Annotated in this window: 22 protein-coding genes; 6 read left to right on the top strand and 16 right to left on the bottom strand. The window is 73.8% G+C overall.

The annotated features are described in order from the left end of the window. Positions 1-47 precede the first annotated feature (47 nt). The gene (locus tag DMB42_RS25645; RefSeq protein ID WP_125637554.1) at positions 48-836 is read right to left on the bottom strand and encodes an SDR family NAD(P)-dependent oxidoreductase; all 789 of its coding nucleotides are present in this window, start codon (positions 834-836) and stop codon (positions 48-50) included. A 108-nt stretch (positions 837-944) separates the two neighbouring features. Between DMB42_RS25645 and DMB42_RS25640 the strand changes: the two genes are divergently transcribed. Beyond that, entirely contained in the window at positions 945-1,541 is a 597-nt protein-coding gene (locus DMB42_RS25640) for a TetR/AcrR family transcriptional regulator (RefSeq protein ID WP_221762327.1), read from the top strand. Positions 1,542-1,553: 12 nt separating this feature from the next. On the opposite strand, the gene DMB42_RS25635 is transcribed toward DMB42_RS25640, so the two are convergent. From DMB42_RS25635 to DMB42_RS56040, 4 genes are all read right to left on the bottom strand, one after another. After that, positions 1,554-2,306 (bottom strand): DUF3152 domain-containing protein, encoded by a 753-nt coding sequence (locus DMB42_RS25635; protein ID WP_260477931.1) that lies wholly within the window; start codon positions 2,304-2,306, stop codon positions 1,554-1,556. Between the two features lie 121 nt (positions 2,307-2,427). Then, positions 2,428-3,840, bottom strand: a complete 1,413-nt coding sequence (locus DMB42_RS56045) for an FAD-binding oxidoreductase (protein ID WP_185844861.1) — start codon at positions 3,838-3,840, stop codon at positions 2,428-2,430. Positions 3,841-3,974: 134 nt separating this feature from the next. After that, on the bottom strand, positions 3,975-4,403 hold the full coding sequence (locus DMB42_RS25625) for a type II toxin-antitoxin system PemK/MazF family toxin (RefSeq protein WP_125637552.1): 429 nt from the start codon (positions 4,401-4,403) through the stop codon (positions 3,975-3,977). 43 nt (positions 4,404-4,446) lie between these two features. After that, the gene (locus tag DMB42_RS56040; RefSeq protein ID WP_312024759.1) at positions 4,447-5,460 is read right to left on the bottom strand and encodes a helix-turn-helix domain-containing protein; all 1,014 of its coding nucleotides are present in this window, start codon (positions 5,458-5,460) and stop codon (positions 4,447-4,449) included. 108 nt (positions 5,461-5,568) lie between these two features. On the opposite strand from DMB42_RS56040, the gene DMB42_RS25615 reads away from it, so the two are divergent. Then, positions 5,569-5,925 (top strand): VOC family protein, encoded by a 357-nt coding sequence (locus DMB42_RS25615; RefSeq protein ID WP_125637551.1) that lies wholly within the window; start codon positions 5,569-5,571, stop codon positions 5,923-5,925. A gap of 35 nt (positions 5,926-5,960) precedes the next feature. Here DMB42_RS25615 and DMB42_RS25610 read toward each other — a convergent pair whose 3' ends face one another. Beyond that, positions 5,961-7,037, bottom strand: a complete 1,077-nt coding sequence (locus DMB42_RS25610) for an epoxide hydrolase family protein (RefSeq protein ID WP_125637550.1) — start codon at positions 7,035-7,037, stop codon at positions 5,961-5,963. Positions 7,038-7,088: 51 nt separating this feature from the next. On the opposite strand from DMB42_RS25610, the gene DMB42_RS25605 reads away from it, so the two are divergent. Then, on the top strand, positions 7,089-8,033 hold the full coding sequence (locus DMB42_RS25605) for a YafY family protein (RefSeq protein ID WP_125637549.1): 945 nt from the start codon (positions 7,089-7,091) through the stop codon (positions 8,031-8,033). A gap of 7 nt (positions 8,034-8,040) precedes the next feature. Then, on the top strand, positions 8,041-8,814 hold the full coding sequence (locus DMB42_RS25600; RefSeq protein WP_125637548.1) for a thioesterase family protein: 774 nt from the start codon (positions 8,041-8,043) through the stop codon (positions 8,812-8,814). 27 nt (positions 8,815-8,841) lie between these two features. Here the strand turns inward: DMB42_RS25600 and gndA are convergent, their stop codons facing one another. Then, the gene (gndA, locus tag DMB42_RS25595; protein WP_125637547.1) at positions 8,842-10,266 is read right to left on the bottom strand and encodes an NADP-dependent phosphogluconate dehydrogenase; all 1,425 of its coding nucleotides are present in this window, start codon (positions 10,264-10,266) and stop codon (positions 8,842-8,844) included. Between the two features lie 66 nt (positions 10,267-10,332). Then, positions 10,333-11,025 carry an HAD family hydrolase gene (locus DMB42_RS25590; RefSeq protein ID WP_125637546.1) on the bottom strand — a complete coding sequence of 231 codons (693 nt, stop codon included), beginning with the start codon at positions 11,023-11,025 and terminating at the stop codon, positions 10,333-10,335. 23 nt (positions 11,026-11,048) lie between these two features. Between DMB42_RS25590 and DMB42_RS25585 the strand changes: the two genes are divergently transcribed. Continuing rightward, a complete protein-coding gene (locus DMB42_RS25585) occupies positions 11,049-11,693 on the top strand; it encodes an NAD(P)H-binding protein (RefSeq protein ID WP_125637545.1) in 645 nt (214 codons plus the stop codon). Between the two features lie 81 nt (positions 11,694-11,774). Next, the gene (locus tag DMB42_RS25580) at positions 11,775-14,279 is read left to right on the top strand and encodes an ATP-dependent Clp protease ATP-binding subunit (RefSeq protein WP_125637544.1); all 2,505 of its coding nucleotides are present in this window, start codon (positions 11,775-11,777) and stop codon (positions 14,277-14,279) included. Positions 14,280-14,285: 6 nt separating this feature from the next. On the opposite strand, the gene ptsP is transcribed toward DMB42_RS25580, so the two are convergent. From ptsP to DMB42_RS25540, 8 genes are read right to left on the bottom strand one after another with little or no spacing between them, the layout of a single operon-like run. After that, positions 14,286-15,866 carry a phosphoenolpyruvate--protein phosphotransferase gene (gene ptsP, locus DMB42_RS25575; RefSeq protein WP_260477929.1) on the bottom strand — a complete coding sequence of 527 codons (1,581 nt, stop codon included), beginning with the start codon at positions 15,864-15,866 and terminating at the stop codon, positions 14,286-14,288. Positions 15,867-15,888: 22 nt separating this feature from the next. After that, positions 15,889-16,224 (bottom strand): HPr family phosphocarrier protein, encoded by a 336-nt coding sequence (locus DMB42_RS25570; protein WP_125637542.1) that lies wholly within the window; start codon positions 16,222-16,224, stop codon positions 15,889-15,891. A gap of 18 nt (positions 16,225-16,242) precedes the next feature. After that, complete coding sequence (locus tag DMB42_RS25565; RefSeq protein WP_125637541.1) at positions 16,243-17,247, bottom strand: zinc-dependent dehydrogenase; 1,005 nt, start codon at positions 17,245-17,247, stop codon at positions 16,243-16,245. Then, positions 17,244-17,669, bottom strand: coding sequence for a PTS sugar transporter subunit IIA (locus tag DMB42_RS25560; protein ID WP_125637540.1), 426 nt, complete (start codon positions 17,667-17,669; stop codon positions 17,244-17,246). The genes DMB42_RS25565 and DMB42_RS25560 overlap by 4 nt, the downstream gene beginning before the upstream one ends. After that, positions 17,662-17,970 carry a PTS lactose transporter subunit IIB gene (locus DMB42_RS25555; RefSeq protein ID WP_125637539.1) on the bottom strand — a complete coding sequence of 103 codons (309 nt, stop codon included), beginning with the start codon at positions 17,968-17,970 and terminating at the stop codon, positions 17,662-17,664. Before DMB42_RS25555 ends, DMB42_RS25560 begins: the two co-directional genes overlap by 8 nt. A gap of 3 nt (positions 17,971-17,973) precedes the next feature. Next, positions 17,974-19,074: a PTS mannitol transporter subunit IICB gene (gene mtlA, locus DMB42_RS25550; protein ID WP_125637538.1), complete on the bottom strand. Its 1,101-nt coding sequence runs from the start codon at positions 19,072-19,074 to the stop codon at positions 17,974-17,976. Positions 19,075-19,107: 33 nt separating this feature from the next. Further along, positions 19,108-20,091 carry a 1-phosphofructokinase gene (pfkB, locus tag DMB42_RS25545; RefSeq protein ID WP_125637537.1) on the bottom strand — a complete coding sequence of 328 codons (984 nt, stop codon included), beginning with the start codon at positions 20,089-20,091 and terminating at the stop codon, positions 19,108-19,110. After that, positions 20,088-20,849, bottom strand: a complete 762-nt coding sequence (locus tag DMB42_RS25540) for a DeoR/GlpR family DNA-binding transcription regulator (RefSeq protein ID WP_125637536.1) — start codon at positions 20,847-20,849, stop codon at positions 20,088-20,090. The genes pfkB and DMB42_RS25540 overlap by 4 nt, the downstream gene beginning before the upstream one ends. Between the last annotated feature and the right edge of the window lie 24 nt (positions 20,850-20,873).

The following is a 20,873-nucleotide window of genomic DNA, read 5'->3' as shown; positions in this document are numbered from 1 at the left end:
CGGGCGGGACTCCCCGGTGTTCCCGTTCTACGATATATCGCGATAGTTCATACCGTCTTGATCGCTCCGCCGTCGATGACGTAGTCGGCGCCGTTCACGCTTGCGGCGCGCGGCGAGGCCAGGTACGTCACCAACGCGGCGACTTCTTCCGGTTCGACGAACCTACCGGTCGTCATTCCGGTGGCCGACGGCAGCCCCGCGAGCAACTGTTCGTGCTCCATGCCGAGCGAGGCCGCCAGCGCGGCGCCGTACCCGTCGGGGGCCTCCCACAGGGCGGTGCGCGCGGCGCCGGGGGAGACGGTGGCGACCCGCACCCCGCGCGGCCCGAACTCCTCGGCCACGGCCTTGCCGAACGCCGTCAGCGCGGCCTTGGCGGTGACGTAGGCGATCGGCCCCATGTGCGGCGCGCGGGCGCCGTTGGAGGAGATGTTGATCACGGTGCCGCCCCGCCGCAGCAGGCTCGGCATCGCGGCCCTGGTGGCCCGTACGGCGCTGAGGAGGTTCAGGTCGTACGTCTGGCGCCAGGTGTCGTCGTCGGTGCCCAGGAAGCCGGTGACCTGCGCGTTGCCGCCGTCGCCGCCGCCCACGTTGTTGACCAGCAGGTCGATCTCGCCCAGCTCGGCCAGCGCCCGCTCCACCAGCTCGGCGGGGCCTGTGGCGGCGGACAGGTCCACGCTCACCGGGATCGCGCCGGTGCCCTTCAGCTCGGGGGTGACCGTACGGGCCCCCGCCACGACCCGCATCCCCTCCGCGGTCAGCGCCTCCACGATCGCCAGCCCCAGCCCCCTGCTCGCCCCGGTGACGACGGCGGTCTTCCCGTTCAGTCGCATGTCCATGGTCTTTCCTCTCACATCTGCGTCAGTGGTGATGCGATGACTCTAGAACTTGCAACACCGATGACGCAACTTCGGCGTCAATGGGGACGATCCTGTAACCTCTGAGCTGTGAGTGGGACGACGCGGGCCCTGCGGTCCGACGCGGAACGGACTGTCAGGACGATCCTGGAGGCGGCCGAACGGGTGCTCAGCGCCAACCCGGCGGCCAGCATGGAGCAGATCGCCGAGGCGGCCGGGGTGGCGCGCACGACCGTGCACCGGCGCTTCGCCTCGCGGGAGGCGCTGGTGGAGGCGATGACGGCGTGGGCGACCCGGCAGTTCGCCGCCGCCGTGGACGCCGGCCACTCCGAGCAGGCGCCGCCGCTGATCGCGCTCTACCAGGTGACGGCGAACGTGTTGCGGGTGAAGACCGACTGGGGGTTCGCGATGAGCCGCTCGGCGTCGGCGGGAGGCGAGGTCGCCCGCGTGCACGCCGAGGTCCAGGAGAAGTGCGACGCGCTGTTCCGCCGGGCGCGGGCCGCCGGGGTGCTGCGCGAGGACGTCGAGCCGGAATGGGCCAGGCGGGTGTACTACGCGCTGATCCACGAGGCCGCGCAGAGCCGCGACGGCGACCCCGACGCGCTGGCCGCCCGCCTGGTGGACACGTTGCTGCGCGGGGTCGGCATGGGCCGCGGCCTGGCCACGACCCCCGCCGCCGAGTCCTAGCGGCGCCGTCCGTCAGGGGTCGCGGACCAGGGCGTCGCGGCGTTCCTCCGGGCGGCGTTCGGGGTGGGGCCACGGGTTCGGGCGGCAGCGGCCCAGCGACTTGGACTGCTGGACCATGACCGGGGCGGGCAGGCCGGGGCCGGGGCAGGCGCGGTGCTCGTGCCCCAGGCTGTGCCCGACCTCGTGGCTGATGACGTAGTCGCGATAGGCGGCCAGGTCGCCCTCGTACTGCGGGACGCCGTCGGCCCATCTGACCGCGTTGATGACCGAGCGGGTCCCGTTCCAGCACGACAGCGTGCCCCCGGTGCGCAGCGGCAGGCACTGGCTGACCGTCAGCCCGGGGCTGGACAGCGCCACCCGGACCCGTACCGGGCCGTGGTCGACCCGCTGGAAGCGGGCCCAGCCGCGCGGGTCGTTGAGCGTCCGGTGGACCGCCGCCGCGAACACCGCGCCGTCGAACGGCAGTCCCCGCTCGACCTCCACCAGGTAGCGCACCACCTCGCCCTGTCCCGCCCGCGCGGGCGCGCCGCCGCGCACGACGTCGTACGCGCCCGAGGCGGCGTACGGCACCCGGGCGTGCTCCCCGGCCAGCGGGTGCGGCGTCGGCGTCGGCGTCGGCGTCGGCGTGGTGGGGTGGGACGGCGGTGTGACGGAAGGGGCGGGCACGCTCCGCCCGCCGGGCGCCGCGGATTCATGGCCTGCCCCGGGGGTGGAGGCGCATCCGACGGCCAGCAGCAGCACGATCAGCAGCGCGAGCAGCGGCAACGCGGCCTCCCCACGAGATCACGGCGGGGAGGAATCCACCATATCCACCCAGGGATGCACCGATCAGGCCGGGGTCGGACCGGCGCCGGACGCCTCCATGGTCAGCGGGCGTCGGCCGGGGTCAGCGGATGGGAAGCGCGTACGGGGTGAGGTCGAAGGGCGGCCGTTCGCCGAGGGCCAGGATGGCGGCGATCTCGCCGGTGAGCGGGCCCGCCGTGAGGCCGTACGCGCTGAGCCCGGTCGCCACGATCACCCGGGGCGTGAGCGGGCCGATGAGCGCGGGGCCGGGGGCGTTCACCGGGCGCAGGCCGACCCTGGTCTCCGACACCGTCGCCCCGAACAGCCCGGGCGCCACCCGCAGCCCCGCCTCGATCACCTCTTCGAGCCCGCCCATCGTGACCCGCGGCGCGAACCCGACGTCCTCCACGGTCGCGCCGATCACGATCCGCGAGTCGGGGAAGCCGAGCAGGTACGGCCCGCTCCTGGGCAGCACCATGGGCCAGAACGCGGTGTCCACGCCGTCGAGGGTGGCGTGCAGGATCTGCCCGCGCCGGGGGAACACCGGCAACTCCACCCCGAGTGGACGGCACACCTCCCCCGTCCACGCCCCGGCCGCCACGATCACGACGTCGGCCTCCAGCGGGACGCCCTCCTCGGCCCACGTACCGCTCGCGGGCGGCGTGCCGGTGGCCGGGCGGGGTGCGCGGGCGGCCGGGCCCCGCGACGGGGGCTCTTCCTCGGCAGGCTCCTCGGCGGGTTCTTCGGCGGGTTCCGCGGAGGGCAGGCCGGGGCCCTCCGGGGAGCCGTCGGGCGGGCCGCCGAAGGGCGCTCCGGCCACCGGTTCGATGGCCTCCTCCACGGGCGTTCCGGCGAGGGGCGAGGTGAGGGGGGCGGCCTGGCGCCAGGAGGCGGTTCCGCCGCCCGCCGCGCCCGTCGCCGCGCCCGGAGGGTTCCACTGTCGCCCGGTTCCCGCTGGTGTGTCCTCGTCCGCGGGGTGGACGAACACCTGGCCGTCGGGGGTGAGGACGGCGGTGCCCCTGCGTACCTCGGCGCCCTGGGCGACGGCGGCGCGCAGCAGCGCGTCACGTACGGAACAACCGTCCACCCGGGCGGCGCCGGGCACGAGGAGCGCGCTGAGCTCGTCGGACAGCGGCGGGAACAGGTCCGACGGGGTCAGCACGTCGGTGACCTCGCCCATCTCGGGCGCGTCCGCGTGGCGGCGGCGCAGCAGGGCGCGCACCGGTTCGAGGTCGACCGGGTCCTCCGCAACCAGCAGGGCGCCGACCTTGGCGTACCCGAAGTCCTCGCCCAGGGCCTCGACCAGCCCCGGGTAGTGGCGGGCGCCCTCGCGGGTCAGGCGGTACCAGTCGTCGTCCTCCGGATGGTCCACCCACGGGCACACGATGCCCGCGCCCGCCTGGGTCGCCTGACCCGGGCAGCCGCGGTCCACCACGGTCACGTCCACGCCCCGGCCGCTCAGATGGTAGGCGGCGCCGGCTCCGACGATCCCGCTCCCGATCACCACAACACGCATGCACCCATGATCGCAGGACGGGCTCATCCCGGGCGATGACCGGATCGTGCGCTTACCATCCGGATACTCCCTCGCGCCCATCCGTGGGGGCTACCGGCCCGCCTCGCCGGTCGGGCGGCCCGACCCCGGCCGGGTCAGCCGGCGCCCCAGCCGTGCGTCCTCATGAGCGTGGCCGCCACCCGCGCGAACCGGTCGCCGTCGAGCACCGCGCCCACCCGCCGGATGTCGTCCTCGTCCAGCACGAAGACCCGGTCGAGCCGCAGGTACGACACCCGCCCGTCGCGGCCCCACACGCCGACCTCCAGCCAGTCGGGGCCGTCGTCGCCCTTGCTGGAGAGCATCATGCCGAGCAGCCTGCGCCCGGTACGGCCCACGACCAGCAGCGGCCGGTCCTTCCCCCGCGACGCATCCTCCTCGTACGGCACCCACGCCCACACGATCTCGCCCGGATCGGCCAGGCCGTCGAGGTCGGGGGAGTAGGCCAGAGTGACGGGCCCGCTGAGCGAGTGGACCTCGCGTACGACGCCCCGGTCGGGCCGGGGGTCCTCACCTAGATCACGCATTGTGGGAGCTTAAGGCGGCAGGGCGCCCGAAATCCACCCGCCCTCACAGAACGGGTGAGGCCAGCAGGCGGCGCAGGGCCGTCGGGGTGTGGCCGAGGTGGCGGCGGACCGTACGGGTCAGGTGGGCCTGGTCGGCGAACCCGAGATCGGCGGCCAGCGTGGCCAGGCTTGGCTCGCCGCTCTCCAGGCGGTCGAGCGCGCGGCTGACGCGTACGCGGTTGCGGTAGTGGGTCAGCGAGACGCCCAGCTCGCGGGTGAAGGCCCGGCTGAGCTGGTAGGGGGAGACGGACAGGAGCTCGGCGAGCGGCAACAGCCCGCCGGCCGCCGGGTGATCGGCCGCGATCGCCTCGCGGGCGGCGTCGGCGACGGCCCGGGGCGAGCGGGCGGTGACCCGGCCCGGGTGGGGCGCCGCGGGCCGGGACCGCGCGGCCGGGGCGTGGTGCCGGGGTACGGCGCCGGGACGCGCGGCCGAGCCCGGAGGGGTGGAAGGGGCGCTCTCGCCGCGGCCGGTGGCGAGGAAGGGGGTGCTCTCGCCGGTGTTGGTGGCGGGGGAGGGGGCGTTCTCGGTGCGGCCGGTGGTGTGGGAGGGGGTGGCCGGGGTGGGGGTGAGGGCCAGTTGGTCGAGGGTGGTGGAGACCAGGGAGAGCAGGGACTCGACCAGGGCGAAGTCGGCGTCGCCGGCGCGGGCCGAGGCGAGCAGGCTCCGGTGCGCCAGCTCCAGGCGGGCGTCGACGTAGACGGTCGAGCGGGCGAGCGGGGTGTCGTCGCCCGCCAGGCTGCGCCACAGACCGGGGGACAGGGAGAGGGACGTGCACACGTCGCCGCCCGCCGGGTGGGCGAAGCGTTCCTCCTGGCCGGGTGTGCCCAGATAGGCCATCGTCGGATCGACGGCGGCGGGACGGCCGTCGGCCATGCGGCGGAACGCGCCGCGGTGCACCAGCACCATCCGGTGCTGCCGGCCGGCCTCCGCCGGTGACCAGCCGCGGTGGTCGTCCACGCAGGTCACCACGTCGAGGGAGAAGCCCTTTCCACGGGCCAGAGGCTTGGAGGATCGCACCCGCCGTACGTTACGCCGCCCCTCCGACAATCCCGCGACGGGCGGAGTGCGGCGGTGGCGCAAGGATGTTCAAGACCGTGGTGGGGTGGCCTCGGCAGGCTGTGCGGCATGACGACGACGATTTCCTCCATAGTCATCGACTGCGCCGACCCTGTCGCCCTGGCGGGCTTCTACGCCAAGGCCACCGGGTGGCAGGTCGCCGACGCAGACCCCGATTACGCCTCCGTCACCGGCGGTCCCGTGCAGCTCTCCTTCCAGCGGATCGAGGGCTACCAGGGGCCCGGCTGGCCGGACGGTGGCGCCAAGCACCTGCACCTCGACCTCACCGTCCCCGACGTCGAGGAGGCCAGGAAGGCGCTGGTGGCGCTGGGTGCCACCGTGCCCGACCCGCAGCCTGGCGGCGACGAGTGGACGGTGGTGCTCGACCCCGAGGGCCACCCGTTCTGCGTGATGGCCGCCGGTTAGAGATCCGGGAATCCGGTCAGAGGGCCGGAAGCCGGTCAGAGGGCCGAGAAGAACGCCTTGACGTCCTCGGCCAGCAGGTCGGGGGCCTGAAGGGCGGCGTAGTGGCCGCCGTGTGGCGGTTCCGTCCAGCGCACCACGTTGTGGGTGCGTTCGGCGTAGCGCCGGACCGTGCTGTCGCCCGGGAAGACGGCCACGGCCGTGGGGGTCTTGCCCGGTTCGGCGGGCGGCGCCCAGTCGCCGCCGCTCTCGCGGTAGAGGCGCGCGGAGGAGCCGGCGGTGCCGGTCAGCCAGGTGATGGTGACGTTGGTCAGGATGTCGTCGGGGGCGACCCCGCCGACGTCCTGGCCCCAGCTCGCGAACGCGTCCAGGTGCCAGGCGAGCTGGCCCGCGGGCGAGTCGGCCAGGGCGTAGGCGAGGGTCTGCGGCCTGGTCCCCTGAATGGCGGCGTACCCGGAGAACTCGCGGTGCCAGCGTTCGATGCGCCGCGCCCGCTCGGTCTCGGCCTCGGTCAGGCCGGCCAGGTCGTCGGAGACGAACGCCGTGAGCGCGTTCAGGTGCACGCCCACCACCCGGTCGGGGACCGCGCGAGCCACGGCGGGCGAGACGAGGGAGCCGAAGTCGCCGCCCTGGAGGCCGTAGCGGGTGTAGCCGAGGCGGTCCATGAGCTCGATCCAGGCGGCGGCGACGCGGCGTACGCCCCAGCCGGTCCGCGTGGTGGGCCCGGAGAAGGCGAACCCGGGCACCGACGGGATGACCAGGTGGAAGTCGCGGCCGAGCTGCCCGGCCACGCGGGAGAAGTCGGCGAACGTGCTCGGCCAGCCGTGCGTGAGCAGCAGCGGCAGCGCGTCGGGACGCGGCGAGCGTACGTGGGCGAAGTGCACCCGCTGGCCGTCGATCTCGGTCGTGTACTGCGGCAGCGCGTTGAGCCGCGCCTCGTGCGCCCGCCAGTCGTAGCCGTCCCGCCAGTACGCCGCCAGCTCCTGCACGGCCTGCGGCGGCACGCCGTACGACCAGCCGACCCCCTCCAGGGCGTCCGGCCGGCGTGTACGATCCAGCCGCGCCCGCAGGTCGTCGATCGCGGACTGCGGAATGTCGATGACAAATCGGTTCATGCCACCCACGCTAGGCAGCATTGCGGCCAGGTTCAGGCCACAATGGTCACCGTGCTGGAAACCTCGGCGCGGTTGTTGCGCCTGCTCTCGCTCCTGCAGTCCCGGCGCGACTGGCCCGGCGCCGAGTTGTCGGACCGGCTCGGCGTCGCCCCGCGCACGCTGCGCCGCGACGTCGACCGCCTGCGCGGCCTCGGCTACCCGGTGGGCTCCACGCCGGGCGTGGCCGGCGGCTACCGGCTCGGTCCGGGCGCGGAGCTGCCGCCGCTGCTGCTCGACGACGAGGAGGCCGTGGCGGTCGCGGTCGGCCTGCGTACGGCCGCGGGCGGCACGGTGACCGGCATCGAGGAGACCTCGCTGCGCGCCCTGGCCAAGCTCGAACAGGTGCTGCCCGCCCGCCTGCGCCGCCGCGTGAACGCCCTGCAGACCCACACCGTGCCCATCGTCCGGCAGGGCCCGACGGTCGATCCCGAGCTGCTCACCCGCGTCGCCGCCGCCTGCCGCGACCACGAGCAGCTCCGCTTCGACTACACCGACCACGAGGGCGCTTCCTCGTCGCGGAAGGCCGAGCCGCACAGCCTGGTCAGCAAGGGGAACCGCTGGTACCTGGTCGGCTGGGACGTCGACCGCCAGGACTGGCGCACGTACCGGGCCGACCGGATCGAGGTGCGCACGCCGAACGGCCCGCGCTTCGTCCCGCGCGAGCCGCCCGAGGCCGATGTGGCCGCCTGGGTGCAGCACCGGCTCGGCCACCAGATGTGGCCCGTCCAGGGCCGCTTCCTGATGCACGCGCCCGCCGAGCGGCTGGCCGGCCGGATCGGCGGCGAGATCGAGCCCGTGGACGAGACCACCTGCGTGCTCACCATGCGCGGCGACGACCTGCACCTGATGGCCGTGGTCGTGGCCTTCCTCGACGTCGACTTCGAGGTGCTCGAACCGGCCGAGCTGAAGGACCGCCTGCGTGCCCTGGGACGGCGGCTGCTCTCCTCTAGAATATGATTCGGTGATGGCGACGACAGCGTTCTTCACGCGCAAAGAGGGCGAGTTCGTGCCCGCCCCGCACGCGCGCGGCCCCTGGTCCCCCGACATGCTCCACGGCCGCCTGCTCGGCGGCCTCGCCGAGAACGCCCTTGAGGAGCGGTACGCCGAGCCCGGCCTGCACTTCGCCAGGATCACCGTCGACCTGTTCCGCAACAGCCCGATGGTGCCCGTCACGGTGGAGACCACCCTGGTCAGGGACGGGCGGCGGATCCGGGTCGCCGACGCCGTGCTCTCCACCGGGCAGGGCGTGATCGGACGGGCCTCGGCCGTGCTGCTCCGGCAGGGCGAGCAGCCCGAGGGCAGCCTGCCGCACACGCCCGCCTGGGACGAGCCGCCGCCCGCCGGCGACCCGGTGGAGGGGCGGGACTGGAAGCCGCCGTTCGACCTGTGGCGCCTGACCGAGTGGGGTCAGGGCGGGCGCGGCCGGGTGTGGCTGCGTGAGACGCACCCGCTGGTGGACGACGAGCCGCTGACGCCGCTCACCCGCGCCGCCCTGGCCGCCGACTTCGCCAGCCCGCTCAGCAACATCGGCTCGGCGGGCGTCAGCTTCATCAACGCCGACTACACGCTGACGCTCGCCCGGCTGCCCGAGGGCGACCTGCTCGGCGTCGAGGCCACCGGCCATCTCAGCGCCGGCGGCGTCGCGACCGGCCAGGTCACGCTGCACGACACCGCCGGCCCGGTCGGGTTCTGCGTGGTCACGGCGGTCGCCAACCGCGTCGCCCTGACCTCCCGCTGACCCGCGCGCCCGGATGAGGTGGGAAGGTCAGGCGGGGCGCTCGGCGCGGTCGCCCGACCAGTCGGTGTGGAAGGCGCCCTCCCGGTCCACCCGGTGGTAGGTGTGCGCGCCGAAGTAGTCGCGCAGCCCCTGCACCAGCGCGGCCGGCAGCCGGTCGCGGCGCAGCCCGTCGTAGTAGGCGAGCGCGGAGGAGAAGCCCGGCGTCGGCACGCCGATCCGCACCGCCGTGGTGACCACGCGCCGCCACGCCTCCTGCGCGGTGTTCAGCGCGGCGGCGAAGGTCGGGTCGGCCAGCAGCGTCGGCAGGTGCGGGTCGGCGTCGTACGCGGAGCGGATGCGGTCCAGGAACTTGGCCCTGATGATGCAGCCGCCGCGCCAGATGGTGGCCATCGCGCCCAGGTCCACGTCCCAGCCGTACTCCTTCGAGGCGGCGGCGATCTGGTCGAAGCCCTGGGCATAGGCGACGATCTTGGAGGCGTACAGGGCCTGGCGTACGTCCTCGACCAGCTCGCCGGCGCCGACGCCGGACAGCTCCGGGCCCTCCAGCGAGGCGGCGGCGGCGCGCTGCTCGGGGTGGCCCGACAACGCGCGGGCGAAGACCGCCTCGGCGATGCCGGTCACCGGCACGCCCAGGTCGAGCGCGCTCTGCACGGTCCAGCGGCCGGTGCCCTTCTGCTCGGCCTGGTCCACCACGATGTCCACGAACGGCTTGCCCGTGGCCGCGTCCACCTGCTCCAGCACCTCGGCGGTGATCTCGATCAGGTACGAGTCCAGCTCCCCGCGGTTCCACTCCCTGAACACCTCGGCCAGCTCGGCCGGCGTCGCGCCCAGGGCCTGGCGCAGCAGGTCGTAGGACTCGGCGATGAGCTGCATGTCCGAGTACTCGATGCCGTTGTGAACCATCTTCACGAAATGCCCGGCGCCGTCGGGGCCGACGTGCACCGCACACGGCACCCCGTCCACCTTGGCCGAGATGTCCTGGAGGATCGGGCCCAGCGCCTCCCACGACTCCGTCGAGCCGCCCGGCATGATGCTCGGCCCGAGCAGCGCGCCCTCCTCACCGCCGGAGATGCCGGTGCCCACGAAATGGATGCCCCGCTCGCGCAACGCCGCCTCGCGCCGCCGGGTGTCCTGGAAGTGGGCGTTGCCGCCGTCGACGATCATGTCGCCCGGTTCCATCAGGTCGGCGAGCTGGTCGATCACCGCGTCGGTGCCGGGACCGGCCTTCACCATGATGATCGCCCGCCGCGGACGCTTCAACGAGGCCACGAACGCCGACAGCTCCTCGGCCGGCACGAACGTGCCCTCGCCGCCGAACTCCTTGATCAACTGCTGCGTCCGGGCCGTCGTGCGGTTGTGCACGGCGACCGCGTATCCATGTCTGGCCAGGTTCCTGGCCAGGTTGCGTCCCATGGTCGCCAGGCCGGTCACGCCGATGTCTGCCAAATCCATCTCAATGCTCCTCTGTGGGGGATACGCACGATCAAGCTGGCAGGTTCGGCGGGATATTCCCGGCGCTCAGGAAGGCGAGCGCACGCCGAGCTCGTCCAGCCGGTCCAGCATGTCGGCCGGGTCGGCGTACACCCGGAACGCGCCGGCTCGTTCGAGCTCGTCCCTGCCGTATCCGCCGGACAGCAGCCCGATGCCGAGCGCGCCGGCCCGGCGGGCGGCGAGCAGGTCCCAGACGCTGTCGCCCACCACCATCGCATGCAGCGGGTCCACCTGGACGAGCGCCGCACCGGCCAGGAACAGATCCGGGTCGGGCTTGGCCCGCCGCACCAGGTCGCGGGTGACCATCGGGGTGTCCTCCGGCAGGCCCAGCATGCCGAGCGCGAGCCGCGCCGTACGGGCGTAGCCGCTGGTGGCGATGGCCCACGGCACGCCGCGCGCGCTCAGCTCGCCGAGCAGCTCTGCGGCCCCCGGCAGCGGCCGGACCGAGTCCACCTGCTGCTCGTACGCCTCGGCGTGGGTCACCTGCAACTCGTCGATCTGCTCCTGGGTCAGCTTCAGCCCGGTCTCGCGCAGCAGGGCGCTGACGAACAGGCCGCCGCTCATGCCGATGCGCCGGTGGATGCGCCACACCGACAGGTCGATCCCCATCCCGGACAGCGCCTGCCGCCACGCGATGACGTGCTGGTAGACGCTGTCGATCAGCGTGCCGTCCAGGTCGAACAGGAACGCGGGGGTGGGGGCCTGCGGGAAGTCGCTCATGCGGTCCATGACACCATGGGGGCATGCGCATCGTCATCGCGGGGGGCCACGGGAAGATCGCGTTGCGGCTCGCCGAGCGGCTCGGGTCCGGGGCGGTCGGCCTGGTGCGCAACCCGGCGCACGTGGCCGACGTGGAAGCCACCGGCGCCGAGGCCGTGCTGTGCGACCTGGAGCGGGCGAGCGCCGAAGAGGTGGCGGAGATCCTGCGCGGCGGCGACGCCGTGGTCTTCGCGGCGGGCGCGGCCCGGGGCGGCGGCGCGGCCCGCAAGGACACCGTCGACCGGGGCGCGTCCGTCCTGATGGCCGAGGCCGCCGAACGCTCGGGTGTGCGGCGGTTCATCCAGATCTCCTCCATGGGCGCCGGGCGTCCGCCCGCGCCCGGCGGCGACGCGGTCTGGGCCGCCTACATCGAGGCCAAGACCGCCGCCGAGGACGACCTGCGCGCCCGCGACGGCCTGGCCTGGACGATCCTGCGGCCCGGCCGCCTGACCGACGAGCCCGGCACGGGCCTGGTCCGGCTGGCCCCCGAGGTGCCGCCCGGCTCGGTGCCCCGCGACGACGGGGTCGCCGTCGTCCTCGCGCTCCTGGACAACCCGGGCACCGCCCACCGGACGCTGGAGCTCGTCTCGGGCGACACCCCGATCATCGACCTCGTCGCCACGGAGTAATGCGTCCCTTTTGCCGATTGCTGGCTATGACTTGCGGCTTCTTCGGCTAGATGTCCACCTGATGCACTAGGGGGAGATCAAATGTCCGACATGCCGTTCAGGTCGTTCTTCGGGGGAGATCCGTTCAGGGGGTTCGAGGAGCTCACCGGGCGGGTGTTCGGCGGGATGGAGGGCTGGCCGCCGTCGCGGCCGAGCGTGCAGCGCGTCGACGTGGGCAAGCTGCTCAGCGCGTCGGCCAGGGAGGTGCTCAGCCGGGCCCTGGAGATGGCCGGGCAGCGCGGCGCGCCGGACATGGACGTCCTGGACATCCTCGACGCGCTGACCGAGTCCGACGCCACCCGTCCCCTGATGCAGTCGGCGGGCATCGACCTGGGCAGGCTGCGCGACCGCATCGACGCCCTGGCCGGGCCCGGCGAGGCGGGTGAGCCGCCGACCACGCTCTCACCGGCGGCCAAACGCGCCATCCTGGACGCCCAGCGCATCTCGCGCGCCCTGCAGTCGTCCTACATCGGCCCCGAGCACCTGCTGCTCGCCGTGGCCGCCAACCCCGACTCCGGCGCCTCCCGCCTGCTGCACGAGCAGGGCGTCTCGGCCAACGAACTGCAGCAGGCGATCATGTCCGGCGCCTCCCGCCAGCAGCACGGCGACGGCCGTCAGCCCACCGACACCCCCTCGCTCGACGAGTACGGCCGGGACCTGACCGAGGAGGCCAGGCAGGGCAGGGTCGACCCGGTCGTCGGCCGCGAGGACGAGATCGAGCAGGCCATCGAGGTGCTGTCCCGGCGTACCAAGAACAACCCGTGCCTGATCGGCGAGCCCGGCGTCGGCAAGACCGCCATCGTCGAGGGCATCGCCCAGCGCATCGTCAACGGCAGCGTGCCCGACACGCTCAAGGACCGCCGGGTCGTCGCGCTCGACCTGACCGGCATGGTGGCCGGGTCGAAGTACCGCGGCGAGTTCGAGGAACGCATCAAGAAGGTCATCGACGAGGTCCGCGCGCACGCCGACGAGATCATCGTCTTCATCGACGAGGTGCACACGCTGGTCGGCGCGGGCTCGGCCGAAGGCGGCATGGACGCGGCCAACATCCTCAAGCCCGCCCTGGCCCGCGGCGAGCTGCACGTCATCGCCGCCACCACCATCGACGAGTACCGCAAGAACATCGAGAAGGACGCCGCCCTCGAACGCCGCTTCCAGCCGATCCTGGTCAGCGAGCCCACCGTCGAGCAGACGATCGAGATCCTGGCCGGGCTGCGCGACGCGTACGAGGCCCACCACCAGGTGCGCATCACCGACGAGGCCCTGGACGCCGCCGCCAACCTCTCGGCCCGCTACATCTCCGACCGTTTCCTGCCCGACAAGGCCATCGACCTGATGGACCAGTCCTCGGCCCGGGTCCGGCTGCGCTCGCGCACCCCCGGCAGCGATGTGCGCGAGCTGGAGGAACGCCTGGAGGCGCTGCGCCGCGACAAGGACCAGGCGGTCACCTCCGACGACTTCGACCGGGCCAAGGAGCTCACCGTCCAGATCGACAAGCTCCGTCCCGAGCTGGACCGCGCCCGGCAGGGCGCCGACACCGTCCCGCAGGTCATGGTCGAGGACATCGCCGAGGTCGTCTCCCGGCGTACCGGCATCCCCGTCACCCAGCTCACCGAGCAGGAGCGCGAGCGGCTGATGCGGCTGGAGGAGCATCTGCACGAGCGGGTGATCGGCCAGGACGAGGCCGTCGTCGCCATCGCCGAGGCGGTACGCAGGGCCAGGGCCGGATTGTCCGACCCGAACCGGCCCATCGGCAGTTTCCTGTTCCTCGGCCCGACCGGCGTCGGCAAGACCGAGCTGGCCAGGGCCCTGGCCGCCGCGCTGTTCGGCGGCGAGGACCACATGGTGCGCATCGACATGAGCGAGTTCCAGGAGCGGCACACCGTCTCCCGCCTGATCGGCGCGCCCCCCGGGTACGTCGGCTACGAGGAGGCCGGCCAGCTCACCGAGGCCGTACGCCGCCGCCCGCACGGCGTCATCCTGCTCGACGAGATCGAGAAGGCCCACCCCGACGTCATGAACATCCTGCTCCAGATGCTGGACGACGGCCGCCTGACCGACGGCCAGGGCCGCACGGTCGACTTCACCAACACGATCGTCATCATGACCAGCAACATCGGCGCCCAGCTCATCCTGGACGCCGAGGGCGACACCCCGCAGCTCCAGGACCAGCTCATGGACCTGCTGCGCCACTCCCTGCGCCCCGAGCTGCTCAACCGCATCGACGAGACGATCATCTTCAAGCGCCTGGAGCGCGAGCAGCTGCGCCAGATCGTGGACCTGCTGCTGGAGCGCACCCGGCAGCGCCTGCGCGGTCAGGGCATCTCGCTGGAGGTCTCCGGCGAGGCCAAGGACTGGCTGGCCCGGCGCGGCTACCAGCCCGAGTTCGGCGCCCGTCCGCTGCGCCGCACCGTGCAGCGGGAGCTGGACAACCGCCTGTCCACGATGTTGCTGACCGGCGAGGTGGGCGAGGGCGGCAAGGTCAGCGTGGACGTCGAGGGCGACCAGCTCCGGCTCAGGGCCCACAACCCAGAGCCGGTCGGCTGACCGTCGCTAGCCCAGCGGCGCGCGGGCGCGTTCGCGGCACTCCCGCAGCGTGAGGGCCGCCAGCGCCTCACGTACGACGGGCACGCACACCGGGGCCATCGACAGGCTCGACACGCCGAGCCCCACCAGCAGCGGCGCGACCGCCGGGTCGCCGGCCGCCTCGCCGCACACCCCGACCGCCTTGCCCGCCCGCCGCCCGGCCTCGGCGCACATCCCGATCAACCGGAGCAGGGCGGGCTGGGCCGGGTCGAGGAGGTCGGACAGGCCGGGATGTTGCCGGTCGGCGGCGAAGGTGTACTGGGCCAGGTCGTTGGTGCCGATGCTGAGGAAGTCCACCTCGGCCAGCAGTTCGTCGGCCTGGAGGGCGGCGGCCGGCACCTCGACCATCACGCCCGCGCGCTCGATGCCGCGCGCGCGGGCGCGGCGGGCGAAGTCGGCCGCCTCGCGCGCGGTGGTCACCATCGGGGCCATCACCCGGACGTCGGCGCCCGTGGCGCGGGCCGCCTCGGCGATGGCGTCGAGCTGGGCGTCCAGGACGCCGGGCAGCACCCGGTCCACCCGCAGGCCGCGCACGCCCAGCGCCGGGTTGGGCTCGTCCGGCAGGCCGAGGAAGGGCAGCGGTTTGTCGGTGCCGGCGTCGAGCGTGCGCACGGTCACCGTTCCCGCCCCAGCGAAAACCCGCGCGTACGCGGCCACCTGCTCCTCGTGCGAGGGCGGCTGCCGGCGGTCCAGGAACAGGAACTCGGTGCGGAACAGGCCCACGCCCTCCGCGCCCGGACGCAGGTCAGCGGCCGAGCCGATGTTGTGCAGCAACTTCACCGGATGGCCGTCGGCGGTCCTGCCGGGGCCCGTGCTCGCCGCCAGCCTGGCCCGCTCCCGCCGGTCGGAGTCCCGTACGCGCTCGGCCTCCTCCTCGGTGAGGCCGACCGTGACCTCGCCGGTGAGGCCGTCCACGCCGATCATGGTCCCGTCGGGGACGTCCATGACGCCCGCGCAGGCGACGACGGCGGGCAGGCCGCGGCCCCGGGCCAGGATCGCGGTGTGGCTGGTCGGGCCGCCGCGCTCGGTGACCAGCGCCAGCACCCGCGGGCCCAGGCCGACGGTGTCGGCGGGGGACAGGTCCTCGGCCACCAGCACGAACGGGTGGCCCGGGTCGGGCACGCCCGGCACGGGCAGGCCGAGCACGGCGGCCACCGCGCGCGCCCGCAGGTCGTCGAGGTCGGCGGCCCGCTCGGCGAGGTAGCCGCCCAGCGCGGCCAGGGCCTCCTTGTGCGCGGAGAAGGCCGCGTCGAGGGCGTGGGCGGCGTCCAGGCCGTCGTCGCGCACGTGTGCCTCGGCCTGTTCACGCAGCGTGGGGTCGCCGGCCATCATCGCCAGCGCCTCCAGGATCTCCGCCCCTTCGGCGGCGTCCTCCGCGTCTGCCGCGCGGGCCTGGGCGGCGCGGTGTTCGAGGTCGGCGGCGAGGGTGTCCAGGGCCTTGGCGGCCGCGGCCGCCTCGGCGTCGGGGTCGGCCACCCGGCGGGGGGCGGGCAGCACGGGCGGCGCCGCCATCCGCACCGACGGCCCGGCGGCCCTTCCCCGGCTCACGCCCAGCCCCTTCAACGCCGGCTCAGGCATCGGACGCCCCACCGTCCCCCGCCCCGGCGGCCGGCGCGGAGGCCGGCGTGGGGGCCGTGGGCGGGGCGGCGTCGAGGTCGAGGGAGAGCAGGGCGGCCAGGGCGTCGAGCGCCTCCTCGGCTCCCGGGCCGTCGGCCTCCAGCGTCACCTCCGTGCCCCGCACCGCGCCCAGCGACAACACGCCCAGCATGCTGCCGGCGGGCACCGACTTCTGCCCGACCCGTACCCGCACCGGCACCCCGAGCCGGGCCGCCTCCCGTACGAACACCTTCGCCGGACGTGCGTGCAGGCCGCTGGCCGAGGCCACGACCACCGTTCGACTCGCCATGGCGAACCTCCTCTCCGCTCAGGGTTCCATCGTCACCTTGATCGCCTCGCCCCTGCTGACGAGATCGATCCCGTCGAGCACCCGAGGCAGCGGCAACCGGTGCGTGATCAGGTCGGACACCACGACGGCGCCCTCGGCCACCAGGCGCAGGGCCTCGGCGTTGTGCGCGGGGCTGGAGCCGTTCGCGCCCACGAGGGTCAGCTCCCGGTAGTGCACCAGGTTGGAGTCCAGCGCGATGACCGGGTCGTCCTTCGGCAGCCCGCCGAAGAGGCTGACGCGCCCCTGCCGGGCCGCCATCCGCACCGCCTGCTCCTGGGCCGCGCCGGAGGCCGCCGCCGTGATCACCACGTCGGCGCCCCGGCCGCCGGTCAGCTTGAGCACCTGCTCGACGGCGTCGGAGTCGATCACCGCGTCCGGACGTACCAGCTCGGCCGCCATCGCCAGCCGCCGGGCGTTGACGTCCACGAGGAAGACCCGTGCCGCGCCGCGCGCCCGCGCCAGCCGTACGTGCAGGCAGCCGATCGGGCCCGCGCCCATCACCACCACGGTGACGTCCGCGCCCACCCGGGCCAGCGACTGGCCGTTCAGCACGCAGGCCAGCGGCTCGGCCACCGACGCCTCGGCGAACCCGACACCGTCGGGAACGGCGTTGACACCGTTCACAGCCAGTACCTTGGCCGGGACGATCAGGTACTCGGCGAACCCGCCGTCGTAGTGGTAGCCCATCGACTCCTGCCGAGGGCAGACGGTCAGGCGGCCCCGGCGGCACTCCGCGCACGTCCCGCACGGGATCGCGGCGATCACCTGCACCCGCGCCCCGGTGTCCACGACCTCGCCGGCGATCTCGTGGCCCATGACGCGCGGCGGCCTGATGTGGTGGTGGCCGTACCTGAAGATCTTGGCGTCGGTGCCGCAGGTCGAGCAGTTGCGCACCCGGATCTTCAGCTCGCCCGGCCCCGCCTGGGGCTCGGGCGCGTCCTCGATCCTGATGTCGCCCGGGGCGTGGAACCTGGCTACCTTCACGTCAGCTCCTTCAGCACCTGGCCCGGCTCCGTCGCCTCGCGCAACGTCCTGGCCCGGTCGGGGTCGAGCAGGATCTCGGCCAGCGCCGCCAGCAGCGGCACGTGCCCGTCGCCGGCGGCGGCGATGCCCACGCACAGTGTGACGCGCTCGCCGTCCCAGTCGATCCCGCCGGGGAAACGCACCACGCAGATCGCGTCGCGCGCGACGTCCTGCTTGGAGGCGGCCGTGCCGTGGGGGATGGCCACCCCCTCGCCGACGTAGGTGGAGATCGTACGCTCGCGTTCGAGCATCGCCTCGACGTACGGCTCGGCGACCGCGCCCACGTCCACCAGCACCCGCCCGCACCTGCGGACGGCCTCCTCCCGCGAGGCGGCGCTCTCGTGCAGCAGCACCGCGCGCGGGTCGAGCAGATCCTCACGCATCGACGGTGCCGCCGTTCCTGATGGTCTCCACCAGCCTGGTCACCGCCGGGTCGCCGAGGAAGACCTGGAACGACACCAGCGGCTTGCCCGGCGCGGCGGCCCTGGCCCTGGCGGCCAGCCCGGCGTGGCACACGACGACGTCCGCGTCGGCGGGGATGGAGTTGACCGGGGTGTGCTCCACGGTGACGCCGCTCTCCTTGAGCTGCTTGCGGAGCTGGGAGGCGAGCATGACGCTGCTGCCCATGCCCGCGTCGCAGGCCACGATGATCTTGTGGATGTCCTTGCTGTCGATGCCGGCCATGGGTCACGCCTCCTTGGTGACGGGTTCGGTCCGGACGGGCTCCGGCTCCTCTTCCTTCTCGCCCCGGCCGAAGCCGAGCAGCACGGCGGCGACGGCGAACGACACGGCCGCGGCCACCGCGATCCCGGCGATCGAGCCGAGCCAGCCGCCGCGCGGCGTCACCGCGAGATAGGCGAAGATGCTGCCGGGCGAGGGCGTGGCGACCAGTCCGGCGCCGGTGATCATGAAGGTGAAGACGCCGGCCGCGCCGCCCGCGATGACCGACAGGATGAGCCGCGGCTTCATCAGCACGTACGGGAAGTAGATCTCGTGGATGCCGCCGAAGAAGTGGATGATCATCGCGGCCGGCGTGCTCGGCCGCAGCTGACGCGGCCCGAACAGCAGGTACGCCACCAGCAGCCCCAGCCCCGGCCCCGGGTTCGACTCCAGCATGAACAGGATCGACTTGCCCTGCCGGACCGCCTCGGCCACCCCCAGCGGCCCGAGCACGCCGTGGTTGACCGCGTTGTTCAGGAACAGCACCTTGGCCGGCTCGATCAGCACCGACGCCACCGGCAGCAGGTTGTTGGTGATCAGCCACTCCACGGCGTTCCCCGCCGCGGTGGTGACGACCCGGACGACCGGCCCGATGCCCAGGACGCCGGCCACGGCCATGGCGGCGCCCACGATGCCGGCCGAGAAGTTGTCCACGAGCATCTCGAACCCGGCCTTGGTCCGCTGCTCAGTGAACTTGTCCACATATTTCAGGATTACGGCGGCGAGCGGGCCGACGATCATCGCGCCCAGGAACATCGGGATGTCCGAGCCCACGACGACGCCCATCGCCGCCACCGCGCCGACGACCGCGCCGCGCTGCCCGTGGACCATGCGGCCGCCGGTGTAGGCGATGAGGATCGGCAGCAGGGACGTGATGATCGGGCCGACCAGCTCGGCCAGCTCCTTGTCGGGCAGCCAGCCGGTCGGGATGAACAGCGCGGTGATCAGGCCCCAGGCGATGAACGCGCCGATGTTCGGCATGATCATTCCGGCCAGGTGGCCGCCTAAGCGCTGGATCGTGGCCTTGACTCCGGTGCCGTAGACCGGAGGGGTGTAGCTGTCGGCCATGGGACTTGCTCCTTCGGGGGGATGAGCAGTGGATCAGCCGTGGGATGGGGGCGCGACCGGCTCCGGGACGGGCGGCGCGTGCGGCACGGTGAGCGGCCGGGTCGGATCGGGGAGCCCGGTCCGCACTCCCGCGCGGTCGATGTCGGCGGGGCCGGGCATCCTGCTGCCGGGCAGCCGGACCGCCGCCGCGCCCCAGGCCAGCGCCTCGGCCAGTGCGGGGGCGCCGCGCCCGCCCGCGGCGAGGAAACCGGCCAGCATGGCGTCGCCCGCGCCGACGGAGCTGCGCGGCTCGGTGACCGCGGCCTCGCCGTACCAGACGCCGGCGTCCTCGACGAGGACGGCGCCGTCGGCGCCGAGGCTGGCCAGCACCGTACGGGCGCCCGCGGCCCGCAGCCCGGCCGCCGCCTCGACGACGTCGCCGACGCGCGCCAGCGGCCTGCCGGTCACCGCGGCCAGCTCGTCGAGGTTGGGCTTGACCAGCGCGGGACCGGCCGCGAGCACGCAGGCCAGCGCGGGGCCGCTGGTGTCGACGGCGACGTGGAGGCCCGCGGCGGCGAAGCGGCGGCACAGCCGGGCGTAGACGTCGGCGGGCACCTCGGGCGGCAGGCTGCCCGAGGCCACCACCCAGTCGGCCTCGTGCGCCGCGGCCAGCACGGTCTCGGCGATCGTGTCGAGCTCGGCCGCCGACAGAGCCGGGCCCGGCTCGTTGATCTTGGTCACGGTGCCATCGGGCTCGGCGAGCGTGACGTTGGACCTGGTCGTGCCCGCCACGGGCACGGTGACCATGTCCAGCCCCTCGGCGGCCAGCAGGCGGACGAGCTGCGCCCCCTCGTCCCCGGCGAAGGGCACCACCGCCCGCGCGGCGACCCCGTTGGCCAGCAGCGCGCGCGAGACGTTGACACCCTTCCCACCCGGGTCGAGCCGGGCCCCGGCGGCGCGGATGACCGCGCCCCTGGCCAGGGCGGCGATCTCGATCGTACGGTCCAGGCTCGGGTTGAGCGTCAGCGTGAGGATCACGCGCGGATCACCTCCGGCCCGGCGGCGGCGATGTCGGCGGCGAGCGCCGGGTCGAGCCCCGCGTCGGTGATCACCACGTCGATCTCGCCCAGCTCGGCGAACGTGGCCAGGTAGGTGTTGCCGAACTTGGTGTGGTCGGCCAGCAGCACGCTGCGCTGCGCGGCCCGGACCATGGCCCTCTTGATCGCGGCCTCGGCCGGGTCGGGCGTGGTCAGCCCGCGGGCGGGCGAGCAGCCGTTGGCGCCCATGAAGGCGACGTCGACGTTGAGGTGGGCCAGCGGGCGCAGCGCCCAGTCGTCGACCGTGGCCAGCGTCTTGCCGCGCAGCCGTCCGCCCAGCACGATCACCTGCAGATTGGCCCGCGAGGCCAGGACGGTGGCCAGCGGCGGCGAGTTCACGATCACGGTGAGCTCGCGGTCGGCGGGCAGCGCCTGGACCAGGCGGCCCGTCGTGGTGCCGGCGTCGATGATGACCGAGCCGTCCTCAGGAAGCTCGGCCAGGGCCGCCTTGGCGATGCGTTCCTTCTCCGCGGTCATCACCTCGTCGCGGGCGGCGAGCGCGGGCTCGAACCCCAGCCGTTCGACGGGGATCGCGCCGCCGTGCACCCGGCGCAGCACGCCCGCCCGTTCCAGCGCGGTCAGGTCGCGGCGGATCGTCTCGGTGGTCACGTCGAGCTCCGCGGCCAGCGTCACCACGTCGACGCGGCCGGCGTCCCGCGCTCTGCGGAGGATCTCCTGCTGCCGCTCCTCGGCGTACATGATGTTGGTTCACCGCCGTTTCTG

Source organism: Nonomuraea sp. WAC 01424 (assembly GCF_003947315.1).
In the GTDB taxonomy this organism is placed as follows: domain Bacteria; phylum Actinomycetota; class Actinomycetes; order Streptosporangiales; family Streptosporangiaceae; genus Nonomuraea; species Nonomuraea spiralis.
The sequence above is the reverse complement of the archived record's forward strand: the minus strand, read 5'-3'. Positions and strand labels throughout refer to the sequence as shown.

Excerpts from the sequence above, each read along its gene's own strand:
- DMB42_RS25645 (WP_125637554.1), bottom strand. The coding sequence starts at position 836 with ATGGACATGCGACTGAACGGGAAGACCGCCGTCGTCACCGGGGCGAGC.
- DMB42_RS56045 (WP_185844861.1), bottom strand. The coding sequence starts at position 3,840 with ATGCGTGTTGTGGTGATCGGGAGCGGGATCGTCGGAGCCGGCGCCGCC.
- DMB42_RS25625 (WP_125637552.1), bottom strand. The coding sequence starts at position 4,403 with ATGCGTGATCTAGGTGAGGACCCCCGGCCCGACCGGGGCGTCGTACGC.
- DMB42_RS25615 (WP_125637551.1), top strand. The coding sequence starts at position 5,569 with ATGACGACGACGATTTCCTCCATAGTCATCGACTGCGCCGACCCTGTC.
- DMB42_RS25610 (WP_125637550.1), bottom strand. The coding sequence starts at position 7,037 with ATGAACCGATTTGTCATCGACATTCCGCAGTCCGCGATCGACGACCTG.
- DMB42_RS25600 (WP_125637548.1), top strand. The coding sequence starts at position 8,041 with ATGGCGACGACAGCGTTCTTCACGCGCAAAGAGGGCGAGTTCGTGCCC.
- gndA (WP_125637547.1), bottom strand. The coding sequence starts at position 10,266 with ATGGATTTGGCAGACATCGGCGTGACCGGCCTGGCGACCATGGGACGC.
- DMB42_RS25590 (WP_125637546.1), bottom strand. The coding sequence starts at position 11,025 with ATGAGCGACTTCCCGCAGGCCCCCACCCCCGCGTTCCTGTTCGACCTG.
- DMB42_RS25585 (WP_125637545.1), top strand. The coding sequence starts at position 11,049 with ATGCGCATCGTCATCGCGGGGGGCCACGGGAAGATCGCGTTGCGGCTC.
- DMB42_RS25580 (WP_125637544.1), top strand. The coding sequence starts at position 11,775 with ATGTCCGACATGCCGTTCAGGTCGTTCTTCGGGGGAGATCCGTTCAGG.
- DMB42_RS25570 (WP_125637542.1), bottom strand. The coding sequence starts at position 16,224 with ATGGCGAGTCGAACGGTGGTCGTGGCCTCGGCCAGCGGCCTGCACGCA.
- DMB42_RS25560 (WP_125637540.1), bottom strand. The coding sequence starts at position 17,669 with ATGCGTGAGGATCTGCTCGACCCGCGCGCGGTGCTGCTGCACGAGAGC.
- DMB42_RS25555 (WP_125637539.1), bottom strand. The coding sequence starts at position 17,970 with ATGGCCGGCATCGACAGCAAGGACATCCACAAGATCATCGTGGCCTGC.
- mtlA (WP_125637538.1), bottom strand. The coding sequence starts at position 19,074 with ATGGCCGACAGCTACACCCCTCCGGTCTACGGCACCGGAGTCAAGGCC.
- DMB42_RS25540 (WP_125637536.1), bottom strand. The coding sequence starts at position 20,849 with ATGTACGCCGAGGAGCGGCAGCAGGAGATCCTCCGCAGAGCGCGGGAC.